This is a genomic window from Pseudomonas sp. NMI760_13, assembly GCF_021283245.1.
GTDB classification, from domain to species: Bacteria; Pseudomonadota; Gammaproteobacteria; order Pseudomonadales; family Pseudomonadaceae; genus Aquipseudomonas; species Aquipseudomonas peradeniyensis.
This window is the reverse complement of the sequence record NZ_JAJSRC010000041.1, coordinates 16,912-41,461: the sequence shown is the minus strand read 5'-3', so window position 1 is coordinate 41,461 and position 24,550 is coordinate 16,912. Positions and strand designations below refer to the sequence as shown.

General features: G+C 64.4%; 23 protein-coding genes. 9 read left to right on the top strand and 14 right to left on the bottom strand.

What is annotated here, in order from left to right:
* From LU671_RS29495 to flgB, 8 genes are all read right to left on the bottom strand, one after another.
* Positions 1–716, bottom strand: a 716-nt coding sequence (locus LU671_RS29495) for a calcium-binding protein (protein ID WP_442964153.1), incomplete at its 3' end; no start/stop codon positions are given.
* Between the two features lie 66 nt (positions 717–782).
* On the bottom strand, positions 783–2,096 hold the full coding sequence (locus LU671_RS27300) for an HlyD family type I secretion periplasmic adaptor subunit (RefSeq protein ID WP_232857536.1): 1,314 nt from the start codon (positions 2,094–2,096) through the stop codon (positions 783–785).
* Positions 2,093–3,823: a type I secretion system permease/ATPase gene (locus LU671_RS27295; protein ID WP_232857535.1), complete on the bottom strand. Its 1,731-nt coding sequence runs from the start codon at positions 3,821–3,823 to the stop codon at positions 2,093–2,095. Before LU671_RS27295 ends, LU671_RS27300 begins: the two co-directional genes overlap by 4 nt.
* 118 nt (positions 3,824–3,941) lie before the next feature.
* Positions 3,942–4,127, bottom strand: a complete 186-nt coding sequence (locus tag LU671_RS27290) for a hypothetical protein (RefSeq protein ID WP_050706708.1) — start codon at positions 4,125–4,127, stop codon at positions 3,942–3,944.
* Between the two features lie 72 nt (positions 4,128–4,199).
* Complete coding sequence (gene flgE / locus LU671_RS27285; RefSeq protein ID WP_203651599.1) at positions 4,200–5,573, bottom strand: flagellar hook protein FlgE; 1,374 nt, start codon at positions 5,571–5,573, stop codon at positions 4,200–4,202.
* A gap of 30 nt (positions 5,574–5,603) precedes the next feature.
* Positions 5,604–6,302: a flagellar hook assembly protein FlgD gene (gene flgD, locus LU671_RS27280; protein ID WP_186735515.1), complete on the bottom strand. Its 699-nt coding sequence runs from the start codon at positions 6,300–6,302 to the stop codon at positions 5,604–5,606.
* 15 nt (positions 6,303–6,317) lie between these two features.
* The gene (gene flgC / locus LU671_RS27275) at positions 6,318–6,761 is read right to left on the bottom strand and encodes a flagellar basal body rod protein FlgC (RefSeq protein ID WP_198743001.1); all 444 of its coding nucleotides are present in this window, start codon (positions 6,759–6,761) and stop codon (positions 6,318–6,320) included.
* 2 nt (positions 6,762–6,763) lie between these two features.
* Positions 6,764–7,171 carry a flagellar basal body rod protein FlgB gene (gene flgB, locus LU671_RS27270; RefSeq protein ID WP_203651598.1) on the bottom strand — a complete coding sequence of 136 codons (408 nt, stop codon included), beginning with the start codon at positions 7,169–7,171 and terminating at the stop codon, positions 6,764–6,766.
* Between the two features lie 348 nt (positions 7,172–7,519).
* Here flgB and LU671_RS27265 point away from each other — a divergent pair, with 348 nt between their 5' ends.
* Positions 7,520–10,102: an autotransporter family protein gene (locus tag LU671_RS27265; protein WP_232857534.1), complete on the top strand. Its 2,583-nt coding sequence runs from the start codon at positions 7,520–7,522 to the stop codon at positions 10,100–10,102.
* 76 nt (positions 10,103–10,178) lie between these two features.
* Here the strand turns inward: LU671_RS27265 and cheR are convergent, their stop codons facing one another.
* Both cheR and LU671_RS27255 read right to left on the bottom strand, forming a co-directional pair.
* Positions 10,179–11,006 carry a protein-glutamate O-methyltransferase CheR gene (gene cheR, locus LU671_RS27260; protein WP_050706713.1) on the bottom strand — a complete coding sequence of 276 codons (828 nt, stop codon included), beginning with the start codon at positions 11,004–11,006 and terminating at the stop codon, positions 10,179–10,181.
* A gap of 51 nt (positions 11,007–11,057) precedes the next feature.
* On the bottom strand, positions 11,058–11,987 hold the full coding sequence (locus LU671_RS27255; protein ID WP_050706714.1) for a chemotaxis protein CheV: 930 nt from the start codon (positions 11,985–11,987) through the stop codon (positions 11,058–11,060).
* A 63-nt stretch (positions 11,988–12,050) separates the two neighbouring features.
* Between LU671_RS27255 and flgA the strand changes: the two genes are divergently transcribed.
* From flgA to LU671_RS27235, 4 genes are all read left to right on the top strand, one after another.
* Positions 12,051–12,800, top strand: coding sequence for a flagellar basal body P-ring formation chaperone FlgA (gene flgA / locus LU671_RS27250; protein WP_186714868.1), 750 nt, complete (start codon positions 12,051–12,053; stop codon positions 12,798–12,800).
* Positions 12,801–12,977: 177 nt separating this feature from the next.
* The gene (gene flgM / locus LU671_RS27245; protein WP_203651596.1) at positions 12,978–13,292 is read left to right on the top strand and encodes a flagellar biosynthesis anti-sigma factor FlgM; all 315 of its coding nucleotides are present in this window, start codon (positions 12,978–12,980) and stop codon (positions 13,290–13,292) included.
* Between the two features lie 47 nt (positions 13,293–13,339).
* Positions 13,340–13,807 (top strand): flagella synthesis protein FlgN, encoded by a 468-nt coding sequence (locus LU671_RS27240; RefSeq protein WP_186735519.1) that lies wholly within the window; start codon positions 13,340–13,342, stop codon positions 13,805–13,807.
* Between the two features lie 81 nt (positions 13,808–13,888).
* Positions 13,889–14,632, top strand: a complete 744-nt coding sequence (locus LU671_RS27235; RefSeq protein ID WP_232857533.1) for a flagellar brake protein — start codon at positions 13,889–13,891, stop codon at positions 14,630–14,632.
* A gap of 206 nt (positions 14,633–14,838) precedes the next feature.
* On the opposite strand, the gene LU671_RS27230 is transcribed toward LU671_RS27235, so the two are convergent.
* The 3 genes from LU671_RS27230 to bkdR form a co-directional block, all read right to left on the bottom strand.
* Positions 14,839–16,161, bottom strand: a complete 1,323-nt coding sequence (locus tag LU671_RS27230) for an MFS transporter (protein ID WP_203651588.1) — start codon at positions 16,159–16,161, stop codon at positions 14,839–14,841.
* A 130-nt stretch (positions 16,162–16,291) separates the two neighbouring features.
* Positions 16,292–17,533 carry a glutamine synthetase family protein gene (locus LU671_RS27225; protein ID WP_232857538.1) on the bottom strand — a complete coding sequence of 414 codons (1,242 nt, stop codon included), beginning with the start codon at positions 17,531–17,533 and terminating at the stop codon, positions 16,292–16,294.
* Between the two features lie 296 nt (positions 17,534–17,829).
* Complete coding sequence (gene bkdR / locus LU671_RS27220; RefSeq protein WP_203651586.1) at positions 17,830–18,318, bottom strand: Lrp/AsnC family transcriptional regulator; 489 nt, start codon at positions 18,316–18,318, stop codon at positions 17,830–17,832.
* Between the two features lie 198 nt (positions 18,319–18,516).
* Here bkdR and LU671_RS27215 point away from each other — a divergent pair, with 198 nt between their 5' ends.
* The 4 genes from LU671_RS27215 to lpdA are packed head-to-tail and all read left to right on the top strand — an operon-like array spanning position 18,517 to position 23,460.
* On the top strand, positions 18,517–19,749 hold the full coding sequence (locus LU671_RS27215; RefSeq protein WP_110738599.1) for a 3-methyl-2-oxobutanoate dehydrogenase (2-methylpropanoyl-transferring) subunit alpha: 1,233 nt from the start codon (positions 18,517–18,519) through the stop codon (positions 19,747–19,749).
* 1 nt (position 19,750) lies between these two features.
* Complete coding sequence (locus tag LU671_RS27210; RefSeq protein ID WP_186714872.1) at positions 19,751–20,809, top strand: alpha-ketoacid dehydrogenase subunit beta; 1,059 nt, start codon at positions 19,751–19,753, stop codon at positions 20,807–20,809.
* Positions 20,810–22,078 (top strand): dihydrolipoamide acetyltransferase family protein, encoded by a 1,269-nt coding sequence (locus LU671_RS27205; RefSeq protein WP_203651568.1) that lies wholly within the window; start codon positions 20,810–20,812, stop codon positions 22,076–22,078. It abuts the gene before it with no gap.
* A gap of 2 nt (positions 22,079–22,080) precedes the next feature.
* Positions 22,081–23,460, top strand: coding sequence for a dihydrolipoyl dehydrogenase (lpdA, locus tag LU671_RS27200; protein WP_232857532.1), 1,380 nt, complete (start codon positions 22,081–22,083; stop codon positions 23,458–23,460).
* 65 nt (positions 23,461–23,525) lie between these two features.
* Here lpdA and LU671_RS27195 read toward each other — a convergent pair whose 3' ends face one another.
* Positions 23,526–24,524, bottom strand: coding sequence for a diguanylate cyclase domain-containing protein (locus tag LU671_RS27195; RefSeq protein WP_232857529.1), 999 nt, complete (start codon positions 24,522–24,524; stop codon positions 23,526–23,528).
* Positions 24,525–24,550: the final 26 nt, after the last annotated feature.

The window sequence follows — 24,550 nt, the reverse complement described above, 5'->3', positions numbered from 1 at the left end:
CCGCCGGTGATGATGTTGTCGCTGGCGTTGCCGACACCGGTGAAGTTGCCGCTACCGATGTAGGTGAGGTTTTCCACCTCGCTGGTCAGGGTGTAGCTGGCCAGGGAGGTGCGCACCTCGTCGATGCCGCCGCCGGCCTGCTCGAACACGCCGGCAGCGCCATGCAGGTAGTACACGTCGTTGCCGGCACCACCGGCGAAGCTCTTGCTCGAACCCGTCGCCTGCATGATGAAGGTGTCGTTCTGACTGCTGCCGATGACACTGTACATGCCGGTGAACTTGTCGCCCTCGGCATCGCCGCCCTGGCCCTTGCCGCCGGTGTTGTCGATGGTGATCGTCACCGACTGGTCGGACAGCGAATAGTCCATCGTGTCGTTCAGGCCGCCATTGAAGGTCTGCGCGCGCGCATCGCTGATGAAGGTGTCGGCGTAGTTCGAACCCTGGAACACCTCGATGCTTTCAAAGGTATCGCCAGCGGCGATACCGGTATGCACGCCGGTCTTGAAGTTCAGGGTAATGCCGGCACTGGCATCGGTGTACGACACGGTGTCGTTGCCCGCACCACCGATGAAGCGATCGGCACCCGCGCCACCGTATAGCGTGTCGTTACCATCACCGCCATTGATGATGTCATCGCCACCCTTGCCAAAAATCTGATCGTCCGCGCTGGTACCGACCAGATTGTCGGCGCCTTCGGTTCCCTGGATAACAGCCATGTCTACTGATTCCTTGCCAATGGTTGAACAATCCCTGCATGACAGCGCCCACCCTCCGGTCGACGCTCATCCTTCCCTGAATGCCCGTTGCGCATGGTCGCCTACTGGCTTGAGCAGATAGGACAGCACGGTGCGATGACCCGTCTGGATCATCGACTCCACCGGCATGCCCGGCACCAGCGTGAGGCCGTCCAGCTTGCGCTGCTCGGCCTTGTCGATATGAATGCCGGCGCGGTAGAAGCCGAGCCCGCTCTGCGGGTCGGTCACCAGGTCGGCGGAGAGACGCACCACCCGCCCGAGCACTTCGGGGGTGGTCGCGCGATTGAACGCACTGAAGCGCAGCAACGCCTCCTGGCCGAGCACGACCTGATCGATGTCCTGCGGGCTGATGCGCGCCTCGACCAACAGTTCGTCGTCCAGCGGGACGATCTGCATCAGGGTCTCGGCCGGCGAGATCACACCGCCCACGGTGTGTACCGCCAACTGCTGGACCCGCCCGGCACTGGGCGCCAGCACTTCTATGCGCTTGAGCTGGTCGGCCGCAGCGACCTCGCGCTCCACCCATTCGCCCTGCTGCGCCATCAGGTCACGCAGCTCGCCGGAAACCTGTTCGCGGAACCGCTGGTCCACCTGCAACAGCTCCAGACGGGTTTCGGCAATGCGCGCCCGCGCCTCGGCGATGGCCGCGACCAACTGGCCACGTTCGCCCTGCAGGCGAGCGATGCCGCGGGCCAGGGCATTGACCCGGTCGAGGGTCATCAGGCCCTTCTTCTGCAAGATCTTGACGGCCTGGTATTCCTCATCAATCAGGCGGATTTCCTCGCCCTTGGTGCGCTGCTGCAGGTCATGACCGGCGATGGTCTGGGTCAGTTGCTCGATACGCTCGCGCAATTGCTGCTTCTGCCCGTCCCGTGACTGGCGGCGGTCGACGAACAACTGCCGCTCACTGGCCAGCACCGCCTGCACCTGCGCCTCACCCTCGCGCGCGACAAGCCGTGACGGCGTGTCCACCTGCGCCAGGCCATCGCGCTCCGCCTCGAGCCGAGCCTGACGCGCCAAGGCCTGGTCAAGGGCCTTGGCGACGATGGCATGACTGGCCTCCTGCAAGGTCGCGTCCAGTCGCAGCAACACGTCACCGGCCTGCACCGATTGCCCCTCGCCAACCAGCAATTGCGCCACCACGCCACCACTGGGATGCTGGACCTTCTTCACGCTGTCCTGCACCGCCACCGCCCCCGGCGCAATCACCGCACCGGCCAGTTCAGTGACGGCCGACCACGTCAGCGCGCCGCCCAGCAACACCACCACGACCCCGGCACCGGCCCACAGGTGGCCACGCAGCGAACGCAGCAGCCCCTGCTCATCATCGATCCGCATCATGCCTGCACACCTCCCTTGACCACTCGCGGCTCGGCGAGCGTCACCGGTCGCGCCAGCACGGTATCGCGCGGGCCAAATGCCGCCTGCGCCCCCTGCTCAAGCACCAGTACCTGGTCCATCACCGCCAGCAGCCCGGAACGGTGGGCGATGGCCACCACCACCCCGCCGCGCGCCTTGACGCCCTCGATCGCCCGGGCCAACGCCCGTTCGCCCTCGGCATCAAGGTTGGCATTGGGCTCGTCGAGCACCACCAGGAACGGCTCGCCATACAACGCACGGGCAAGGCCGATACGCTGGCGCTGCCCTGCCGAAAGATTGACGCCGCCCTCGCCGACCGGCGTGTCGTAGCCCTGCGGGAGTTGCAGGATCAACTCGTGCACGCCGGCCTGACGCGCCGCCGCGACAATCGCCGCGGCATCGGCCTGCGGATCCAGACGCGCGATGTTCTGCCCCACGCTCGCCTCGAACAGATCGACGCTCTGCGGCAGGTAACCGGTCATGACCGCCCGCGCCGCATCCGGCCAGAGCTCCAGTGCCGCGCCATCCAGGCAGACCTGGCCGCGCAGCGCCGGCCACGCGCCGACCAAGGCCCGCGCCAGCGACGACTTGCCCGAGGCGCTGGGGCCGATCACCGCCAGCGAGCCGCCGGCAGCCAGGCTGAAATTCACCCCTTGCAGCACCAGCCGCTGCACGCCCGGCGGCGCCACACACAGGCCGCTCACCAGCAGCTGGCTGCGAGCAGTCGGCAGCGCAGTCCTGTGCGCGGGTGCCGGAAAGATCGCCAGCACGCCGCGCAACTGCTGCCAGGCAAATCGCGCGGACACCAGGCTGCGCCATGTGCCAATGATCTGCTCGGCCGGGGCCAGGGTGCGGGCAACGATGATCGAGGCGGCGACAATCGCACCGCCGCTGAGATCGCCCCCGATCACCAACCAGGCACCCACACCCAGGGACGCCGATTGCACCAACTGGCGCAGGGCCTTGGTGATCCCGCCATAGAAGCTGCCGACATCGGCGCTGCGCCGCTGCAACGTGGCGTACTGCTCCTGCAGCACCTGCCAACGTGCAGCGGCACGCTCGGTCATGCCCATCGCGGCGAGCACTTCGGCACCACCATGGGCCTGCTGGCCCAGGCGATTGCGCTGGCTGGCCAGTATCGCGCTGTCGCGCATGGCCTGGTGCGTGCCACGGTCGGTGAGCCAGGTCAGCAGTACCATCAGCACGATCATGCCCAACGCCAGCCAGCCCAGTGATGGATGGATGTAGAAGCTGACCGCGAGGTACACCGGCATCCACGGCAGGTCGAAGAACGCCATGAGCCCGGGGCCAGCGATGAAGGCGCGGATCTGTTCGAGTTCCTGGGCGGGCTTGAGCGGATCCTGGTCCAGGGCGATCTTCAGCGGCGTGCCGGCGATGATCCTGAACACCTGCGTCGAAAGCGCTCCGTCCACAGCTCCAGCGATACGCGACATGACCCGCGAGCGAATGATGTCGAGCACGGCGAACACCAGGTACGCACCCGCCACCAGCAGCCCCAGCGCCACCAAGGTGGGCAGGCTGCGACTGGGGATGACCCGGTCATAGACCTCGAGCATGAACAGGGGGCCGATCAACGCCAGCAGGTTGATCACACCAGAGAACAGGGCTGCGCCGACCAGGCCCTTTTTCAAGGCCACGCGAAGCGGCGCCGGCAGCACGCGCGCGCCAGTATCCTTACTGCTTTTCAAGAGTTCCGATCCTTGGAAAATGACGCTTGCCAGCCACTCGAACGAATGGAATGACGCGGATCATACCTGAAGCAAATCCGCCAATCGATGGCCTCAAGCCATCAATTTTTGCCTTGGGTCAAAGCGACCTGCAACCGGCATTGTCGAACGGCCCGGCAAAGCGTTTCCAGCCCTCGCCAGGTGACCATTGCGAACACACCAGACGCCCATCGGCCTGGCTCTCCCAGCGCCACCAGGGGGCCATCGCGGCCTGCGCCTGGAGCAGGCAGAGCGCCGCAACAGCGGCAGCGACCAACTTTTTCATGGAGCCTCTCCTCGAAAACGACGAACCCCTTCGTGCAAAGGGGTTCGTCGACAAACGCTCAGCCAGCGACCATCAGGTCATCTGGATGGTGGTCTGCATGATGGTGCTTTCAGTGGAGATGGTCTTGGCGTTGGCCTGATAGAAGCTCTGCGCCTTGATCAGCTCGACCAGCTCCTTGGTCAGGTTGACGTTGGAAGCCTCCAGCGAGTTGGACTCCACCGAGCCCAGGGTGCCAGTTTTTGGCGCGTCGATACCTGGAATACCCGAGGAGAAGGTTTCCTTCCAGCGGGTACCGCCGACCTGCTGCAGGCCCTGCTCGTTGGCGAAGCTGGCAATGGCTACCTGGCCGATGGCGCGGGACTGCTGGTTGCTGAAACTGGCGAACATCACGCCGGTGGAGTCGATCGACAGGTTCGACAGGACACCCGTGGCATAACCGTCCTGGGACTGCGAGCTGCGCGCGGTCTCGAGGTTGTAGGAGGTGGTGCTGTTCATCGACAGACGCATGCCGTCGGCGTTACCCACCGAGCCGTTGGAACCCCAGTTGCCCGCGGCGTCCTTGGCGGCCGGGATCCAGCCCTTCATGGTGAAGGTGTTGTTGACCACACTCCAGTCGAACGCTCCCACCGGCGTGGTCGGCACGTTGTCGGGGCTGGCGGTCATGGCCTTGACGCTGCCATCGGGGTTGAAGTCGATGTTGCCAATGAGCGGCGTGGTCTTGCTCGGATCGTAAGGGTTGCGACCTTCCACCAGGGTGTACATGGTCCACTGGTTCTCGCCGGTCTTGCGGTAGAACTGCTCCATGACGTGTTCGTTGCCCTGGCTGTCGTACACCTTGGTCGGGAACGACTTGGTGTAGGTGCTCTGATCCTTCGGGTCGAACGGCTTGTTCGGCACCATCACGGGCGGCGTGGAATTGTCCGGGACCTGCAGCGGAATGTCGGGGGCCGAGGAGTTCAGGTTGATGCCCTGATCGATCAGGGTGGTCGCCTTCGGCGCCATTGCCGAGGTATCGATCCGCAGGTCGGTCAGCACGCCCTTCATGATCTTGCCATTGGCATCGACCCCATAGCCCTGCAGACCCAGGCCATCGGAGGTGACGACATAGCCGTCCTTGTTGGTCTGGAACGCACCGGCGCGGGTGTAGCTCAGCGAGCCGTTGTCGGACAGGACGAAGAAGCCCTGGCCCTGGATGCCCATGTCCAGTACGTTGCCGGTGTTGTTGACGTCGCCCTGGCCGAACTGCTGGGAAACCGTGGCCAGGCGCACGCCGTTGCCGACCTGGTTCTTGCCCACGCCCAGGCGGTTGGCGCCAGCGTAGACGTCGGCGAACTCGGCGCGCGACGACTTGAAGCCGACGGTCTCGGAGTTGGCGATGTTGTTGCCGGTGACGTCCAGCTTCTTGTTGGCTGCGTACAGACCGCTAAGGCCGATATTGAAAGACATGCATTCACTCCTTATGCCGTGCTAGCGGCCTTAGATTCCGATGGTTTGTACTTTGGAGATGCCCAGCTTGCCGATCCCGGCAAGGTTGAGCATCATCTCGCCGCCGTTCTGGAAGCTGACACTGGTGACCTTGGCCGGCAGCATCGTGTACATCTCCTGCGACTTGCCGTCGACAGTGGTGGTGGCGGTGAAGGTATAGGTACCCGCCTCGACTTTCTCGCCCTTGTCGTTGGTGCCGTCCCAGATGAAATCGGCGGTGCCTTTCTTCTGCTCGCCCAACTGGATGGTCTTGACCACGTTGCCATCCTTGTCCTTGATGGTCACCTTGCCGTCGGTGATGTTCTGCGGCACGACCACCTGGCCATTGAGGCTTTCCTTCGGATCGAAGAGGGCCTTGTCGTTCTGCACGATCACCGAACGCCCTACCAGGGAGGAGGCCTGCAGCGCCTGGGACGAGCCCATGCCGCTGATGATCGAGTTGACCGAGCTGTTCAGGGTCTGGATGCCTTCCAGGCTGCTGAACTGCGCCAGCTGGGCGATGAACTGACCGTTGTCCTGGGGATCCAGCGGGTTCTGGTGCTGCATCTGGGTGACCAGCAGCTTGAGAAACGCATCCTTGCCCAGCGCATTCTTGTCGACAGGCTCGGTGGTGGTTTTCTTGGTGCCGGTGCTGACCCCGGATTTTGTCAGCACATCATTGAGGTTCACGCTGGGGTTTTCGACTGCCATGGTCGGGATTCCTTATCACTGACCCAGGGTCAGTACTTTCTGCATCATGGTCTTGGCGGTGTTCATCAGCTCGGCGTTGGTCTGGAACGCACGGCTGGCGGAGATCATGTCGGCCATCTCCTCGACCACGTTGACATTCGGGTAGTAGACGTAGCCGTCCTTGTTCGCCGACGGATGATTGGGCTCGTAACGGGCCTCGAGGTTGCTCTGGTCCTCGATGATGCCCTTGACCTGGACGCCCTGCCCGGCCTCGCCCTGCTCCTCGAACAGCGACTGGCCCATGCCGTTCTGCGCGTTCTGGAAGGTGGTGGCGAACACCGGATGGCGGGCGCGGTAGGTCTGGTCGATGCTCGAGGACACCGTCTCGGCGTTGGCGATGTTCGAGGCAACGGTGTTCAGGCGCGTGTTCTGCGCGCTCATGCCGCTACCGGCGATGTTGAAGACACTGGCAAGGGACATGGTCACTCTCCACGCAGGGCCGATACCAGCCCTTTGAATTTACTGTTGAGCAGGGTGAAGCTGGCCTGGAAGCCAACGGCGTTTTCCGCGTAGTTCGACTGCTCGATCTGCGCATCCACGGTGTTCTGGTCGATCGACGGCTGCATCGGCGTACGGTACTGCAGGGTGTCGTCCATCATCGCCAGGCCTTCGGCCTCGATGTGGCGGTTGTTGGTACGGTCCAGGGCGATGCGCCCCTTCTGCTGCTTGTCGGCCTCGGCGGCGAGTACCGACGAGAAGTCCATGTCACGCGCCTTGTAGTTGGGCGTGTCGGCGTTGGCGATGTTATTGGCCAGCACCTCGGCACGCTGGGCGCGGAAGCCCAATGCCTTTTCGTGGATGCCAAGCGCCTTGTCGAAGCTGATGCTCATATCGGGGAAACCTTCAAAGGTTGACCAGAGTTTCGTTGGCTTAGGCTTTAGCAAGGGCTGTGCCAACCAGCGCAACCCCAGTAAACCGGGGGCTACCCAGGTATTAGGGCGCTGGTGATGCCAGAAAAGCGGCAAAGTGCTTCCGCCACACCACCACCAAGCGGCAATTGGCAGGCGGCAAAAGCGGCAAAACAAAAAATTGACGTCAAACAACAATGCCAATCTGCCATCATCCACGGTAGCATTCGCCCCCCCCGCGCATTGTCGTGGCGAAAAGCCCCAGCCGTTACGGTCATACGCCCGCATGGATGCGCACTGCTTGCTCTACGATTTCAAAGGAACGAAACCGTGCCACCGCTTAACGCACGCAAGACCCTCCTGGCCCTTTTGATCGGCGCCAGCCCCCTGCCCTCGCTGGCCGAGACCATTCAACTGACCGATGCCGGCCACGCCGAGCAGAACCAGAGCCACCCCGCAGACCTCGAATTCACTGGCAGCTACACCGGCCTGCGACGTGACGCGATCAATCTCGCCAATACCCGCGTGATGGGCGACCTGGTCTTCAACAGTGCCATCAACGACAACGACCAGCGCACGGTCGACATGGTCAACCGCAGCGACGGCATCCGCCTGGCCAACAGCAGCATCGGCGGCTACCTGTACAATCGCGGCAACGTGAAAACCACCAGCCTCGATGGCGCGGCCTTGCGCCTGCAAGGCACCCTGGTAGACGGCGATCTCACCAACGAGGGAAGCCTCAGGGTCGGCACCGGCATCTCCTACTTCAATGGCGGGCCGACCTACGGCATCGACCTGTCCAGCCCGAGCGGCGCCACTGTCCTGCACGGCGATGTGATCAACGCCGATGGCGCGAGCATCACCGTCGAAGGCAGGGACGCACGCGGCATCAACCTGGCGGGCGCCAGCCTGGAAGGCAAGGTCGTCAACCGCGGCAACATCGATGTATCCGGCCCTGGCGCCGTTGCCATCAGTGCCACTGCAGGCACCAGCAACCGGCCCACCATCCTGGCCGGCATCGAGAATACCGGTCGGATCTTCGCCAGTGACCAGGCCATCGCGCTCGACGGCGCCACCCTGGTCGACAGCATGGACCGCCACCTGGTCAACAGCGGCAGGATCACAGCCACCACAACCGCCATCCGTATCGGCAACACCGCCTTCGACGGCACAGGCTTGTCGGCCTGGTACAAGGCCAACGGCGCACTGAACATCTTCAACAGCGGGACGATCTGGGGCAACACCGCCATCGACGCCACCGCCAGCAACCGCCCGGTCGAGCTGATCATGCGCCAGGGCAGCAAGATCTACGGCGACCTCGTCGGCCTGGCCAACATCGAGGTCGAAGGCGACAGCACCTATGGCGTCGCCTACGCCCCGCCCGGCAGCAACAGCATCCGCCTGGCAAACGGTGGCTGGATCGACGTTGGCGACAGCAGCGAACCACCCACTACCTTCACCCTGCACAGCCTTCACACCACCCTCGACGGCAACCTGAGGATTGCCGACAACTCGGCGCTGGGCCTGTGGCTGGCAAGCAGCACTGACCCGAACACAGCGTTGCTCAAGGTCAGCGGCATCGCCGAGTTCGCCCAGAACGCGCGGATCCTGCTGGAGCCGGAGGACACCGACTTCGAGGCCAACGGCAGCCGCTACCTGCTGCTCGAGGCCGGCCAGGTGCAGGTCCTCGACGCCAACGGCCTGCAGGTCAACGCCAAGCCCCAGGTCGCCAGCACCTCGGCCATGCTCAACGTGCTGAGCAGCACGCTCGATGACAACAAGGTCTACGTCACCGTCAGCACCAAGCCGACCGAGGACCTTGAGCAGATCGTCGCGCAACAGGGTGGCGACAGCAATGCACAGCGTGCCCTGGGCAACCTGGCCGAAGCCGGCCTGCTGGCACGCCTGGGCAACCAGGACCCACTGTTCCTCGCCGCCGCCAGCGCCGACGAGGCGCAACTGGCCAGGCTCGCCGAGCAACTGGCGCCGGACGTCAGCGACGGCGCCCGCCAGGCCGCCATGGCCAGCCAGCGACTGATCGGCAACGCCATCGACAACCGCTCCAGCAGCCTGCGCGCCCTTCGCGCCGACGAAGCACGCCGCGCCTCCGGCGTGTGGATGCAGTCGCTGTACAGCGACGCCAGCCAGCAGCAGCGCGATGGCATTGCCGGCTACAACGCCTACAGCCGCGGCGTGGCGGTCGGCGCCGATGGCCAGCTGGACGACCAGCTCACCCTAGGTGCGGCCTACAGCTTCATCGACACCGACATCAACGGCAAACGCGGCAACAAGACCCAGGTTCAGAGCCACGCCTTCTCGCTGTATGGCAGCTACACCCTGGACAACTACTTCGTCGATGCCAGCCTGACCTACGGTTTCAACGATAACCAAGGCAAGCGAGAGGTCGCGGGCACACGGGCCAAGTCGGACTATGACAGCAACCTGCTGGGCCTGAATCTGGTCGGCGGCTACAGCTGGCAGCTGAATCCGCGACTGCTGGTCGAGCCGCGCCTGGCAGCGCGCTACAGCCGCGTCGACATCGACCGCTTCAACGAGAAAGGCTCGGCCGCCGCACTCAAGGTCGAGGCGCAGCGCTACGAGGCCATCGAGCTGGGCGCCGGCGTGCGCGTGGCCAGCCAACTGCCGCTCGGCGCCGGCATCCTGGAGCCGCAGGTGAAAGTCATGGCCTACCACGACTTTGCCGCGGATCCTGTGCAGAACACCGCGACCTTCGTGCTGGGCACCACGCCGTTCGTCAGCCACGGCGCCAGCGTCGCGCGCAACAGCTACGAGGCCGGGCTGGGAGCGGACTACAAGCTGGGCGCGGTGAGCGTCGGCGTCAGCTATGACTACGTGGGCAAGTCGGGCTTCGATGCCGACGTGTTCTCGGCCAGGCTGCGCTACGCGTTCTGACACGCCATCACAGGCAAGCCCGCAGCGAAAACAAAAAGGCCGGTATCGCAGGATACCGGCCTTTTTTCGCCCAGCCTTACTTGGCCTGGTAGATGATCCCCGGGCTGCACTGGACCATCTGGTAATGGTCAGGCAGGCCGTTGAGCGCCTCGGACGCCCCCAGGAACAGGTAGCCACCGGGCTTGAGGGTGCCGTGAATGCGCATGAGGATGTCCTTCTTGACCTGGGCCGAGAAGTAGATCAGCACGTTGCGGCAGAACACGATGTCGAACTTGCCCAGCGGCGCATAGCTGTCGAGCAGGTTATACGAACGGAACTCGACACGGCTGCGGATCGGCGACTTGATCGCCCAGCGCCCCGGACCCTTGGGGTCGAAGTAGCGCTGCAGGCGCTCCTGCGACAAGCCGCGGGCGATGGCCAGGCTATCGTACTCGCCGGTCTTGCAGTTGTTGAGCATGGCGCCCGACAGGTCGGTGGCGACGATCTGCGCACCCATCTTCAGCTGGCCGAGGTTGGTGCGCTCGAACTCGTCGATCGACATCGAGATCGAGTACGGCTCCTGACCGGACGAACAGGCCGCCGACCAGATGCGCAGGCGCTGGCCCGGGTTGTTCTTGATGAACTCCGGGATCACCTTGCTCTTGAGCACCTCGAACGGGTAGGTGTCGCGAAACCACAGTGTCTCGTTGGTGGTCATGGCATCGACCACCTGCTCGCGCAGACCACTGCGTGGCTGGGTCTGGATGCGCTGTACCAGCTCGCCCAGCGACTTGATACCCTGTTGCTCCATCAGCTTGTTGAGACGGCTGGAGACCAGGTACTGCTTATTCTCGCCCAGCAGGATGCCACAGGCTTTCTCCAGGAAGACCCGGAACTGTTCGAAATCCAAATTACCCGTAGACAATGCTGCCGCCTCTTCTTAAATCGCTAGCGCCGGGGACGGGCCCCGGCCGTTTCAATGACTTGCCTTGATCCGGTCGACCACGCGCTGGGCGAGGTCATCCGGCCTGAACTTGGCCAGGAAGTCATCGGCACCGACTTTCTTGACCATCGCCTGGTTGAATACCCCGGACAGCGAAGTATGCAGGCAGATGTGCAGTTTTTGCATGCGCGGATCGCTGCGGATCTCCGCCGTGAGGGTATAGCCGTCCATTTCCGGCATTTCAATATCCGAAATCATCATGAGGAACTCCTCCTCCGGACGCTTGCCCTCGTCCACCAGCTTGCGCAGGTAATCCAGGGCCTGGCGACCATCGTTGAGCGCCACCACCTCGACCCCCACGGTCTGCAGGCAACGGCTCACCTGCTTGCGCGCCACCGACGAGTCATCGACCGTCAGCACCCGCAGCATCACCGCCTTGTCCTGCACCTCGGCATCGATCACGCCATCGGACACCGACTCGGACGAAGGCGCCACCTCGGCCAGCACCTTCTCCACATCGATGATCTCGACCATGCGGTTGTCGACCCGGGTCACGGCTGTCAGGTAGTGATCGCGTCCGGTACCCTTGGGTGGCGGATGGATCTCTTCCCAGTTCATGTTGACGATGCGCTCGACCGAATGCACCAGGAAGCCCTGGGTCTTGGTGTTGTATTCGGTGATGATCACGAAACTGTTGCGCGTTTCTTCCTTCAGCTGCGGAAGGCCGGTGGCCATCGACAGGTCCAGGATCGGGATGGTCGCCCCCCGAATGTTAGCCACGCCGCGCACCACCGGATGGGACCTGGGCAGCAGCGTCAGGTCCGGGCACTGCAGCACCTCCCGTACCTTGAACACATTGATGCCGTAGAGCTGATCGCCATTGAGGCGAAACAACAGCAGCTCCAGGCGATTCTGCCCCACCAGTTGCGTGCGCTGGTTGACCGAATCCATCACTCCAGCCATGCCAGACTCCTTCAACGATTGCCTATGTACCGAATCGGCACGGGCTTTGCTTTTTTGAACGCCATGTATACGAAAACGACAAATTTCCGACGACTGACGCGCCTGTTGACCGGCTCACTGGCCGCCCTGTGCCTGCTGGCACCCGGCATTCGTACGCTGGCGGACTCTTTTACCTTGCCTGAACAGCTTATCGGTGTCACTCAGGGGTTTCTTGAATTCACCGTGGAGGACTACCTGGCGACCACCCAGACCCCGGGCCGCTACGAGATCCAGGTCAACAACCTCGACCCACGCCTGCGCATGCCGCTGTGCAGCCAGCAGCTGGACGCCTCGCTGGAAGGTTCGACGCCCCTGGGGCGGGTTACGGTACGGGTCCGCTGCGACGGCACGGCGCCCTGGACGGTATTCGTCCCAGCCCAGGTGCGCCTGATGCGCGACGTGGTGGTCATGACTCGCCCCCTGAAACGTGAAAGCGTGGTGGGTGAAGGCGATGTGGCCTTGCGCGAACGCGATGTGGGCACCCTCGGCGTCGGCTACCTGACCCAGCTTGACCAGGCCGTGGGCTTGAAGCTGTTGCGCCCCACTGTGCTCGACCAGGTGCTGACGCAACAGCACCTGGAGCAGGCCGATGTGGTGCGCAAGGGCGATCACGTGGTGATCATCGCCCGCAGCGGCAGCCTGAGCGTGCGCATGCCCGGCGAGGCCCTGGACAAAGGTGGCCTGCAGACGCAGATCCGGGTACGCAACCTGAACTCCAAACGCGTGGTCAAGGCCCGCGTCACGGGCCCGGGGCAGGTCGAGGTGGCCATGTAGGGCTGCACTGCGTCGGGATAGTGACGCAACGCTGGCGATGTGGAACCGCGCCCCCTAAACTGTGTCACAGATCGGGTTGCGCACGTGTGCCGAGAGGCGGTGATGCATTCACGCCTAAAGTTTTGCTCGGGTAGGCCGAAAGCAAGGCATGCGTCCTAATTCCCAGGGGTTCTGAACATGGTCATCGACTTCAGTCGTCTCAACAACTCTCCGTCCGTCACGGGCGGCGTTCGCGGCAATGCCGCGCCGGGCAACGCCGATAAAGCCGGCGAGGCCAGCGCAGCGCCCAAGCACGCCAGTGTCAGCGGAGAAGCGGTACACCTGAGCCCAGAGGCCCAGCAATTGCAGAAGATCAGCGACAAGCTGCGCGATCAGCCGACCGTCAACAGCGCCCGCGTGGCCGAGTTGAAACAGGCCATCGCGGACGGCAGCTACAAGGTCGATGCCGACCGGGTCGCCAGCAAACTGCTTGATTTCGAAGCCCAGCGCTGACCTCCAGGGGCGCTGACTTCAAGGACGCAAAACGCCAAGAGTTAGCCATGCACGACATCACCCTGCTGCAACTGATCGAAGACGACATCGCGCCGACCCAGGAACTGCTCGACCTTCTGCAAAAGGAGGCAGTTTCCCTGCATGGCCGGGAAATCATGGCGCTGGAGCATATCCTTGCCCGCAAGCAGTCGCTGGTCGTGCTGCTCGAGCAGCAGGGACAACGGCGCAACCAGTTGCTCATCGATCTCGGCCTCAGCGCCGACCGCGCAGGCGTGCAGGCGGTGGCCGACCAGTCGCCCAACGGCGAACTCATCATGCAGCAGCTCAATGAGCTCACCCAACTGATGGATGCCTGCCAGAAGGTCAACGAGAACAACGGCCGGATCATCCAGATGCAGCAGTACGCCACGGCCAACCAGATCAGAATCCTCATGGGCGGCGACTCGCCGTCGCTCTATGACAGCCGCGGCGCCACCTCGCCAATGGACAAGCCCAGGGCCATCGGCCAAGTCTGATTGACCCTGATCAAGGCACGGAACATACTGGCATAATGCCGTTACTTGCGTGTGCCGTATTCGCCTGGAGATTGATTACCTGTGTTCAATGAATCCGATGCTCCCCAGCCACCAAAGGTGCTGAGCACCCCTTTGGAGATCACGGCCAACTTGCGCCAACTGCTGGAGAGCCACGACCCGCTGATCATCAGCTTCCATGAGCGCAGCCAGCGGTTTCAAAGCTACGTGGTGCATGTCGACCGGGACAGCGGCGTCCTGGCGCTGGATGAAATGATCCCCCGCGACGGTGAGAAGTACATCGAGAACGGCGAACCGTTCCGTGTCGAAGGCTTCCATGACGGTGTGCGTATCGCCTGGGAATCCAACACGGCGCTGACCATCGGCGAGATCGACGGCCACCGCTGCTACCGTGGCCCGCTGCCCGAGGAAGTGACTTACCACCAGCGCCGCAACGCCTTCCGCGCCGCGCTGAAGCTGTCGCAACTGGTCGACATCGTACTCGACGGCGCCCACCTCAAGGGCAACGGCGCCCTGCGCGGCAAGCTGCTGGACATTTCCGCCACCGGCTGCAAGCTGCGCTTCGACGGCAACGTCGAGGACCGCCTGCAACTGGGCCAGGTCTACGAGCGCTTCAAGGCCAGCAACCCACTGGGGCTGACCGACACCCTGGTCGAACTGCGCCACCTGCACTTCGAGGAGCGTATCAACACCACCTTCGCTGGGGTGCGCTTCCATAACCTCAACGGTCAGGCGCAGCGCAAGATCGAGAGTTTCGTCTATCAACTGCAGCGCGAGGCGCGGCGGTTCGACAAAGACGACTATTGAGCGTCAGCAGGGCACGAAAACGCCACCCCACGGGTTAATGCCAGGCAGTTAGCGCTTGATCGCACTTATTGGGGCTGCTTTGCAGCCCTTCGCGGGTAAACCCGCTCCCACAGGTACAGCGCTCGATTCAGCATCTGCGCGATCCTGTGGGAGCGGGTTTACCCGCGAAGGGTCGCGCAGCGACCCCAATTGGCTTAACTGACTGGCTAGGATTTGCTCATCTCGCTTTCCCGCTCCGCGCCGGCCTCCTCTTCGGTATCCTCCGCCGCCACCGGCGCCTGCATCACCTCCTGCACGGTCTGCTCGTCCACCCGAGGGTCAAGGGCCGCCGACAAGGGCGAGCCCGCCGCCGGCATGGCCACGTGCCCCAGAGGCGCATCCTGGACCTGGTGCAGCCCGGTGACCGCCTTGGGCCGAATGCGCCAGACCAGCACCAGGGCGAAGAACACGAAGAAGGCGTACAGCATCTGCGCACCCAGCAGTTTCATCAGCACCCCCGCCGCCAGCGGCCCGATGCAGGCGCCCACGCCATAGGTGACCAGCAGCATGGCGGTCAACGAGACCCGCCGCTCGCTTTCCACATGGTCATTGGAAAACGCCACCGCCAGCGGATACAGGCAGAACTGCAACAGCGATATGACGAAGCCGATACCGAACAACAGCGCCAACGGCACGCCCGGCAGAATCGCCAGCGGCGCCGAGGCCAGCGCCAGGCCGATCGCCACGCTGCGGATCAGCACGGCGCGATCATAACGGTCGGACAACCAGCCCAGCGGCCACTGCACCAGCAGGCCGGCAAAAATACAGCTGCCCATGAACAGACCGATCTGCTCGGTGGACAGCCCCTGGCTGGACGCATACAGCGGCGCCAGACCATAGAACGAACCGACGATCAGACCCGAGCCGAGCACCGTGGACAACGACTGCGGCACGCGCTTGATGAAGAACTTCGGCTCCATCGGCGCCGGCCGCAAAGGCGCGGGGTGGATACGCCGGGTCATGGCCACCGGCACCAGGCACAGGGCAAAGCACATCGCCACCAGCATCAGCAACTCAGGCCCCAGCTGCGGATGCACCACCAGGATCAACTGGCCAAGCACCAGCCCAAGATACGAGGCGATCATGTAGCCGCTGAACACCGCGCCGCGATGCTTGGCATCGGCCTGCTCGTTGAGCCAGCTTTCGATGACCATGTACTGGCACATCATCCCCAGGCCGACGATCATCCGCAGCCCGATCCACACCGGCAGCCAGCTGGTCAGCCCGTGCCCGAGCACCGCCGCGCCGACGATGCCGGCACAGGTGGCGTAGGCGCGGATATGCCCGACCCGGCCGATCAGCCGGTGCCCGACCTTGCCGCCCACCGCCAGGCCGAAGTAGTTTGCCGCCATCAACGCACCGATCCACAGGCTGTCGACATGGTCGGCGGCCAGGCGCAGGGCCAGGTAGGTACTGAGCAGGCCCGAACCGATCAGCATCATCAGGGCGGCGAAGTACAACGACTGAAACGGCTTCCAGATATTTCGCATACGTCCCGTCAAGCTCCTTGATCTGGTGGCGCGGGGTTGCTGCCAAGCATAAAAGCAAATCCATCGCGGCGCAGGCCCCGGACGGCGAAATCGGCCGCCGGGGGCGCATCCAGTAGCGGTCGTGTCGCGCTCAGGCTTGCGCGGCGAGCACGCGGCGCTCCCAGGGCGTGATCTCATCGAAGAAATCGCTCAGCTCCAGGGTCTTGGTGGCGATGTAGCCTTCGATGAACTCCCTGCCGAACAGTTCCCGCGCCAGGTTGCTGCGCTTGAGGCGCTCCAGCGCGGCGTGCAGGGTGCAGGGCAGGCTCAGGTGCTCGGGCACCTCGAACTCGCCCTGGATCGCCGGCGTCGGCGCAAGCTGCCGCTCGATTCCATGCAGGCCGGCGGCAAGGCTCGCGGCAAGGGCCAGGTAAGGGTTGGCGTCGGCGCCCGGCAGGCGGTTCTCCACTCGCCGCGCCGCAGGCGAGCTGGCCGGGATGCGCAGGCCCGCTGCGCGATTGTCCTCGGACCAGCAGGCATTGTTCGGCGACGCATAGGGGTGGCACAGGCGCTGGTAGGAGTTGACGTTCGGCGCGAACAGCACGGTGAAGTCGGCCAGACAGGCCTGCAGGCCACCGATGAAATGGTGGAAGGTGTCGGTCGCCCTGCCCTGCTCGTCGCTGAACACGTTACGCCCGCTGGCGCTGTCGACCAGGCTCTGGTGGATATGCATCGAACTGCCGGGGGTGTGCGCCAGGGGCTTGGCCATGCACACCACGGTCAGGCCATGCTTGAGCGCGACTTCCTTGAGCAGGTGTTTGAACAGGAAGGTCTGGTCGGCCAAGAGCAAGGGATCGCCGTGCAGCAGGTTGATCTCGAACTGACTGACGCCCATCTCGTGCATGAAGGTGTCACGCGGCAGCCCCAACGCCGCCATGCAGCGGTACACATCGTTGAAGAACGGACGCAGGCCGTTGTTGGAGCTGACACTGAAGGCCGAGTGGCCCATTTCCCGACGACCGTCCTTGCCCAGTGGCGGCTGGAACGGCTGGGTCGGGTCGCTGTTGGCGGCAAACACGAAGAACTCCAGTTCCGTCGCCACCACCGGCGCCAGCCCGCGCTCGGCGTAGCGGGCGATCACCGCCTTGAGCTGGCCACGGCTGGACAGGCCCGAGGGCGTGCCATCGAGCTCCACCGCATCGCAGATGGCCAGCGCGCGAGGCTCGTCGCTCCAGGGCAGGCGGTGAATCTGCGAAGGCTCGGCCACCAGCGCCAGGTCGCCGTCGTCGCTGCCATAGTACTTGGCCGCCGGGTAGCCGCCCATGATGCACTGCAGCAGCACGCCGCGAGCCATCTGCAGGCGGCGGCCCTCGAGGAAGCCCTCGGCGGTCATCACCTTGCCGCGGGGCACGCCGTTGAGGTCGGGGGTGACGCACTCGATTTCATCGATGCCCTTGAGGAACGCTGCCTGGTTGCGCGGGCCTTCGGTCGTCATGACGCTGTCCTTCTTGTTGTGTTCGCATGCCGGGAATGGCGACGCACACAACATAGGCCGGGGGTGTTTAAAATATCAAGCACCCCAGGGATCGTGGCGCCCTCTTCGCGGGTAAATCCGCTCCCACAGGAACCTGGCCAGCCTTCAGGGCAAAGGTGAACCTGCGGGTTTACTTGCGAAAGGGCCAGCCCAGGTTACTGCTCGCGCAGCGTCATGCCATTGGCCGGCAGCGGCAACGCGGTCTTGTAACGCACCTGTTTCAAGGCAAAGCTGGAACGAATGTTCGCCACCCCGGGCAAGCGCGTGAGGTAATCGAGGAAGCGCTCCAGCGCCTGAATGCTCGGCAGCAGCACCCGCAGCAGGTAGTCCGGATCCCCGGTCATCAGGTAGCACTCCATCACCTCCGGCCGTTCGGCGATCTCCTCCTCGAAGCGGTGCAGCGACTGCTCCACCTGCTTTTCCAGGCTGACGTGGATGAACACATTCACATCCAGCCCCAGCACCTCGGGCGACAGCAGCGTGACCTGCTGGCGGATCACCCCAAGCTCCTCCATGGCCTTGACCCGGTTGAAGCACGGCGTGGGCGACAGGTTGACCGAGCGCGCCAGCTCTGCATTGGTGATCCGGGCGTTTTCCTGCAGGCTGTTGAGGATGCCGATATCCGTTCGATCCAGTTTACGCATGAGAGAAATTGACCTGGTTTTTGTGTTTGTACGGAATGTTTATCTGCGCCGCCGGACAAAGGCAATGAACTTGAGAGAAAAATTCTCCTGCCGTCCCCCTATGATGTAAAAAGACGCTGACCTGCCAGTCACGAGCCGGCAGTCAGCGGCGGCCGCTTCAAAGCTCACAAAAACAACATTCGAGCGAGCGTAAAAAGCATGAACGAGTACGCCCCCCTGCGTCTGCATGTGCCCGAGCCTACAGGCCGGCCAGGCTGCCAGACCGATTTCTCCTACCTGCGCCTGAACGACGCCGGTCAAGTCCGTAAACCCCCTATCGATGTGGAGCCTGCCGACACGGCGGACCTCTCCTACAGCCTCGTGCGCGTGCTCAACGAGCACGGCGACGCCGTCGGCCCCTGGGCCGAGGGCATCGAGCCGCAGGTACTGCGCCAGGGCATGCACGCCATGCTCAAGACGCGTATCTTCGACAGCCGCATGGTGGTTGCCCAGCGCCAGAAGAAGATGTCCTTCTACATGCAGAGCCTGGGCGAGGAAGCCATCGGCAGCGGCCAGGCCCTGGCCCTGAACCGCAGCGACATGTGCTTCCCCACCTACCGCCAGCAGAGCATCCTGATGGCCCGCGAGGTGTCGCTGGTGGACATGATCTGCCAGCTGCTGTCCAACACCCGTGACCCGCTCAAGGGCCGCCAGCTGCCGATCATGTACTCGGTGCGCGAAGCCGGCTTCTTCACCATCAGCGGCAACCTGGCCACCCAGTTCGTCCAGGCGGTCGGCTGGGCCATGGCCTCGGCGATCAAGGGCGACACCAAGATCGCCTCGGCGTGGATCGGTGACGGCGCCACCGCCGAGTCCGACTTCCACACCGCCCTGACCTTCGCCCACGTCTACCGCGCCCCGGTGATCCTCAACGTGGTCAACAACCAGTGGGCGATCTCGACCTTCCAGGCCATCGCCGGTGGCGAGTCGACCACCTTCGCCGGCCGTGGCGTTGGTTGCGGCATCGCCTCGCTGCGGGTCGACGGCAACGACTTCATCGCCGTCTACGCCGCCTCGCGCTGGGCCGCCGAACGCGCCCGCCGCGGCCTGGGCCCGACGCTGATCGAGTGGGTCACCTACCGTGCCGGCCCGCACTCGACCTCGGACGACCCGTCCAAGTACCGCCCGGCCGACGACTGGAGCCACTTCCCGCTGGGCGACCCGATTGCCCGCCTCAAGCAGCACCTGATCAAGCTCGGCCACTGGTCCGAGGAAGAGCACCAGGCGGTCACCGCCGAGCTCGAGGCCGAGGTGATCAAGGCGCAGAAGGACGCCGAGCAGTTCGGCACCCTGAGCAATGGCCATATCCCCAGCGCCGCCTCGATGTTCGAGGATGTGTACAAGGAAATGCCCGACCACCTGCGCCGTCAGCGCCAGGAACTGGGGGTCTGAGATGAACGATCACAACAACAGCATCCATCTGGAAAACGCCATGTCCACCACCACCATGACCATGATCCAGGCCCTGCGCTCGGCCATGGATGTCATGCTCGAGCGCGATGACAACGTGGTGGTCTACGGCCAGGACGTTGGCTACTTCGGCGGCGTGTTCCGCTGCACCGAAGGTCTGCAGACCAAGTACGGCAAGTCCCGCGTGTTCGATGCGCCGATCTCCGAGAGCGGCATCGTCGGCACCGCCGTGGGCATGGGCGCCTATGGCCTGCGTCCGGTGGTCGAGATCCAGTTCGCCGACTACTTCTATCCCGCCTCCGACCAGATCGTCTCGGAGATGGCCCGCCTGCGTTATCGCTCGGCCGGCGAGTTCATCTCGCCGCTGACCCTGCGCATGCCCTGCGGTGGTGGCATCTATGGCGGCCAGACCCACAGCCAGAGCCCCGAGGCGATGTTCACCCAGGTCTGCGGCCTGCGCACCGTGATGCCGTCGAACCCGTACGACGCCAAGGGGCTGCTGATCGCCTCGATCGAATGCGACGACCCGGTGATCTTCCTCGAGCCCAAGCGCCTGTACAACGGCCCGTTCGACGGCCACCACGACCGCCCGGTAACGCCGTGGTCCAAGCACCCGCACAGCGCAGTGCCTGATGGCTACTACAGCGTGCCGCTGGACAAGGCGGTGATCACCCGCCCAGGCAATGACGTCACCGTGCTGACCTACGGCACCACCGTGTATGTCTCGCAAGTGGCCGCCGAGGAGAGCGGCGTCGACGCCGAGGTCATCGACCTGCGCAGCCTTTGGCCGCTGGACCTGGAGACCATCGTCGCCTCGGTGAAAAAGACCGGCCGCTGCGTGGTCGTGCACGAGGCCACCCGTACCTGTGGCTTCGGCGCCGAGCTGGTGTCGCTGGTCCAGGAGCACTGCTTCCATCACCTCGAGGCGCCGATCGAGCGCGTCACCGGCTGGGACACGCCCTACCCCCACGCACAGGAATGGGCCTACTTCCCCGGCCCTTCGCGGGTAGGCGCGGCACTGAAACGGGTCATGGAGGTCTGAATGGGCACGCACGTCATCAAGATGCCGGATATCGGTGAAGGCATCGCGCAAGTCGAGTTGGTGGAATGGTTCGTCAAGGTCGGCGACATGATCGCCGAGGACCAGGTGGTGGCCGATGTCATGACCGACAAGGCCACCGTGGAAATTCCCTCGCCGGTCAGCGGCAAGGTATTGGCCCTGGGCGGCCAGCCGGGTGAAGTGATGGCGGTCGGCAGCGAGCTGATCCGCATCGAGGTCGAAGGCAGCGGCAACCATGTCGACGCGCCACAGGCCAAGCCGGTTGAGCCGGAAGCCGCGCCGGTCAAGGCCGTGGCCCAGCCCGAGCCACGCATCGAGGCACAACCCCAGGCTGCTGCGGCCCATGCCGCCGCGCCTATCGTGCCGCGCGAAGCCCACGACAAGCCACTGGCGTCCCCGGCCGTGCGCAAGCGCGCCCTGGACGCCGGGATCGAGCTGCGTTACGTACATGGCAGCGGCCCGGCCGGGCGCATCCTGCATGAAGACCTCGACGCCTTCATCAGCAAGCCGCAGACCGGCGCCGGCCAGGCACCGGGCGGCTACGGCAAGCGCACCGACAGCGAGCAGGTACCGGTGATCGGCCTGCGCCGCAAGATCGCCCAGCGCATGCAGGACGCCAAGCGTCGCGTCGCCCACTTCAGCTACGTCGAGGAAATCGACGTCACCAACCTGGAAGCCTTGCGCCAGCAGCTCAACGCCAAGTACGGCGACAGCCGCGGCAAGCTGACCCTGCTGCCGTTCCTGGTGCGCGCCATGGTCGTCGCCCTGCGCGACTTCCCGCAGATCAACGCCACCTACGACGACGAGGCCCAGGTCATTACCCGCCACGGCGCGGTGCACGTCGGCATCGCCACCCAGGGCGACAACGGCCTGATGGTGCCGGTACTGCGTCATGCCGAGGCCGGCAACCTGTGGAGCAACGCCGGCGAGATCGCCCGCGTGGCCCACGCCGCGCGCAACAACAAGGCCAGCCGCGAAGAGCTGACCGGCTCGACCATCACCCTGACCAGCCTCGGCGCCCTGGGCGGCATTGTCAGCACCCCGGTGGTCAACACCCCGGAAGTGGCGATCGTCGGCGTCAACCGCATGGTCGAACGGCCGGTGGTGATCGACGGCCAGATCGTCGTGCGCAAGATGATGAACCTGTCCAGTTCGTTCGACCACCGCGTGGTCGACGGCATGGATGCCGCCCTGTTCATCCAGGCCGTGCGCGGCCTGCTGGAACAGCCTGCCTGCCTGTTCGTGGAGTGATCATGCAAGAGCTCATCAACACCACCCTGCTGATCATCGGCGGCGGCCCCGGCGGTTATGTGGCCGCCATCCGCGCCGGGCAACTGGGCATCCCCACCGTGTTGGTCGAAGGCCAGGCCCTGGGCGGCACCTGCCTGAACATCGGCTGCATTCCCTCGAAGGCGCTGATCCATGTGGCCGAGCAGTTCCACCAGGCCAGTCGCTTCACCGAACCTTCGCCGCTGGGTATCAGCGTATCCTCGCCGCGCCTGGACATCACGCGCAGCGTCGAGTGGAAGGACGGCATCGTCGACCGCCTCACCAGCGGCGTCGCCGCCCTGCTGAAAAAGCACGGCGTGAAGGTGATCCATGGCTGGGCGAAGATCCTCGACGGCAAGAGCGTCGAGGTCGATGGCCAGCGCATCCAGTGCGAGCACCTGCTGCTGGCAACCGGCTCGAACAGCGTCGAACTGCCGATGCTGCCGATCGGCGGGCCGATCATCTCGTCCACCGAGGCCCTGGCGCCCAAGGCGCTGCCTCAGCACCTGGTGGTGGTCGGCGGCGGCTACATCGGCCTGGAACTGGGCATCGCCTACCGCAAGCTTGGCGCCAAGGTCAGCGTGGTGGAAGCGCGCGAACGCATCCTGCCGACCTACGACGCCGAACTCACCGCGCCGGTGGCCGACTCGATCAAGAAACTCGGCATCGCCCTGTACCTGGGCCACAGTGTCGAAGGCTATGCCGACGGCTGCCTGCTGGCCAGCGATGGCCAAGGTGGCCAGCTGCGCCTTGAGGCTGACCAGGTGCTGGTGGCCGTGGGCCGTCGCCCTCGTACCAAAGGCTTCGGCCTGGAAAGCCTGGATCTGAAGATGAACGGCGCGGCCATCGCCATCGACGAGCGCTGCCAGACCAGCATGCGCAACGTCTGGGCCATCGGCGACGTGGCCGGCGAGCCGATGCTGGCGCACCGGGCCATGGCCCAGGGCGAGATGGTCGCCGAGATCATCGCCGGCAAGAGCCGACGCTTCGAGCCGAGCGCAATCGCCGCGGTGTGCTTCACCGACCCGGAAGTGGTGGTGGTCGGCCATACCCCGGAACAAGCCAGCCAGCAGGGCGTGGACTGCATCGTCGCGCAGTTCCCCTTCGCCGCCAACGGCCGGGCCATGAGCCTGGAATCAAAGACCGGCTTCGTGCGCGTGGTGGCCCGCCGTGACAACCACCTGATCCTCGGCTGGCAGGCCGTGGGCGTGGCGGTGTCGGAACTGTCCACCGCCTTCGCCCAGTCGCTGGAGATGGGCGCACGCCTGGAAGACATCGCCGGCACCATCCACGCCCACCCGACCCTGGGCGAGGCGGTGCAGGAAGCGGCATTGCGCGCCTTGGGCCACGCCCTGCACATCTGACCTGACACTGAAGCGGCAATCGCCGTATTTGGCCCGCTACGCCCCTGGCGCAGCGGGTCTTTTTTTCACTCGGCGACGACGTTCTTGCCGGCTGCCTTGGCCCGGTACAGCGCCTTGTCGGCACGGCCCAGCAACCCCTGACGGTCCTCCCCTTCGCGCCACTGCACCACGCCATAGCTCATGGTCAGCTGGCACTGGCCTATCGGCGGCACTTTGGCCAAGGCCTCCTGGATTCGCTGCGCCGCTTCACGTGCCTGCTCCTGCGAAGTTCGCGGCAAGACCACCACGAATTCATCGCCGCCCCAACGTGCCAACAAGTCCTGCTCGCCCAGACACCGACGGATCCGTTCGGTAACCTCGACCAGTGCGGCATCGCCACGGGCGTGGCCGTGCAGGTCGTTGATCGGTTTGAAGTCGTCCAGGTCCATGGCGATCAACGCCAGCGGTTCACGGAAGCGCCGGGCACGCTCGCACGCCTGCTCCAGGGTCTTTTCCAGGCGATAGCGATTGGCGGTACGGGTCAGGGCGTCGCGCTCGGCCAACTCGCGATTCTCGTCGAGCTGGCGCTGCAACTGCTGGTTGACCCACGACAGTTCGCGGGTGCGCTCGGCCACCAGGCTTTCCAGGGACAGGTTGCGCTGCTCGAGTTCGGCGACCAGGCGCTTGCCCGCGTCGATATTGCGGTGGGCGCCGAGCATCCGCGCCACCGAACCGTCGGCGTTGCGGGCGATGACATGGCCGCTGTCCTCGATCCACAGATAGCTGCCATCCTGGCAGCGGCAACGGTACTCGATGAGATAACGCTCGTTGCGCTGGTTGATGTAAGCCTCGAAATGCGCCATCACCCGCGGGTAATCCTCGGGGTGAATCACGCTTTCCCAGGTCAGCACGGAATTGTCCAGCGAATGGCTGGCGTAGCCCAACATCGCGTACCAGCCCGGGTTGCGGTAGACATAGCCGCTGTTGGCATCCCAGTCCCAGATACCGTCGCTGATCAGATCGAACAAGGTGTGCAATTGCTGCTCGGTGAAGCCAGCCGGTAGCGGCTTTGTTGCCTGACTCATGGACGCGCTCCCTGTTGTCCAGCAAC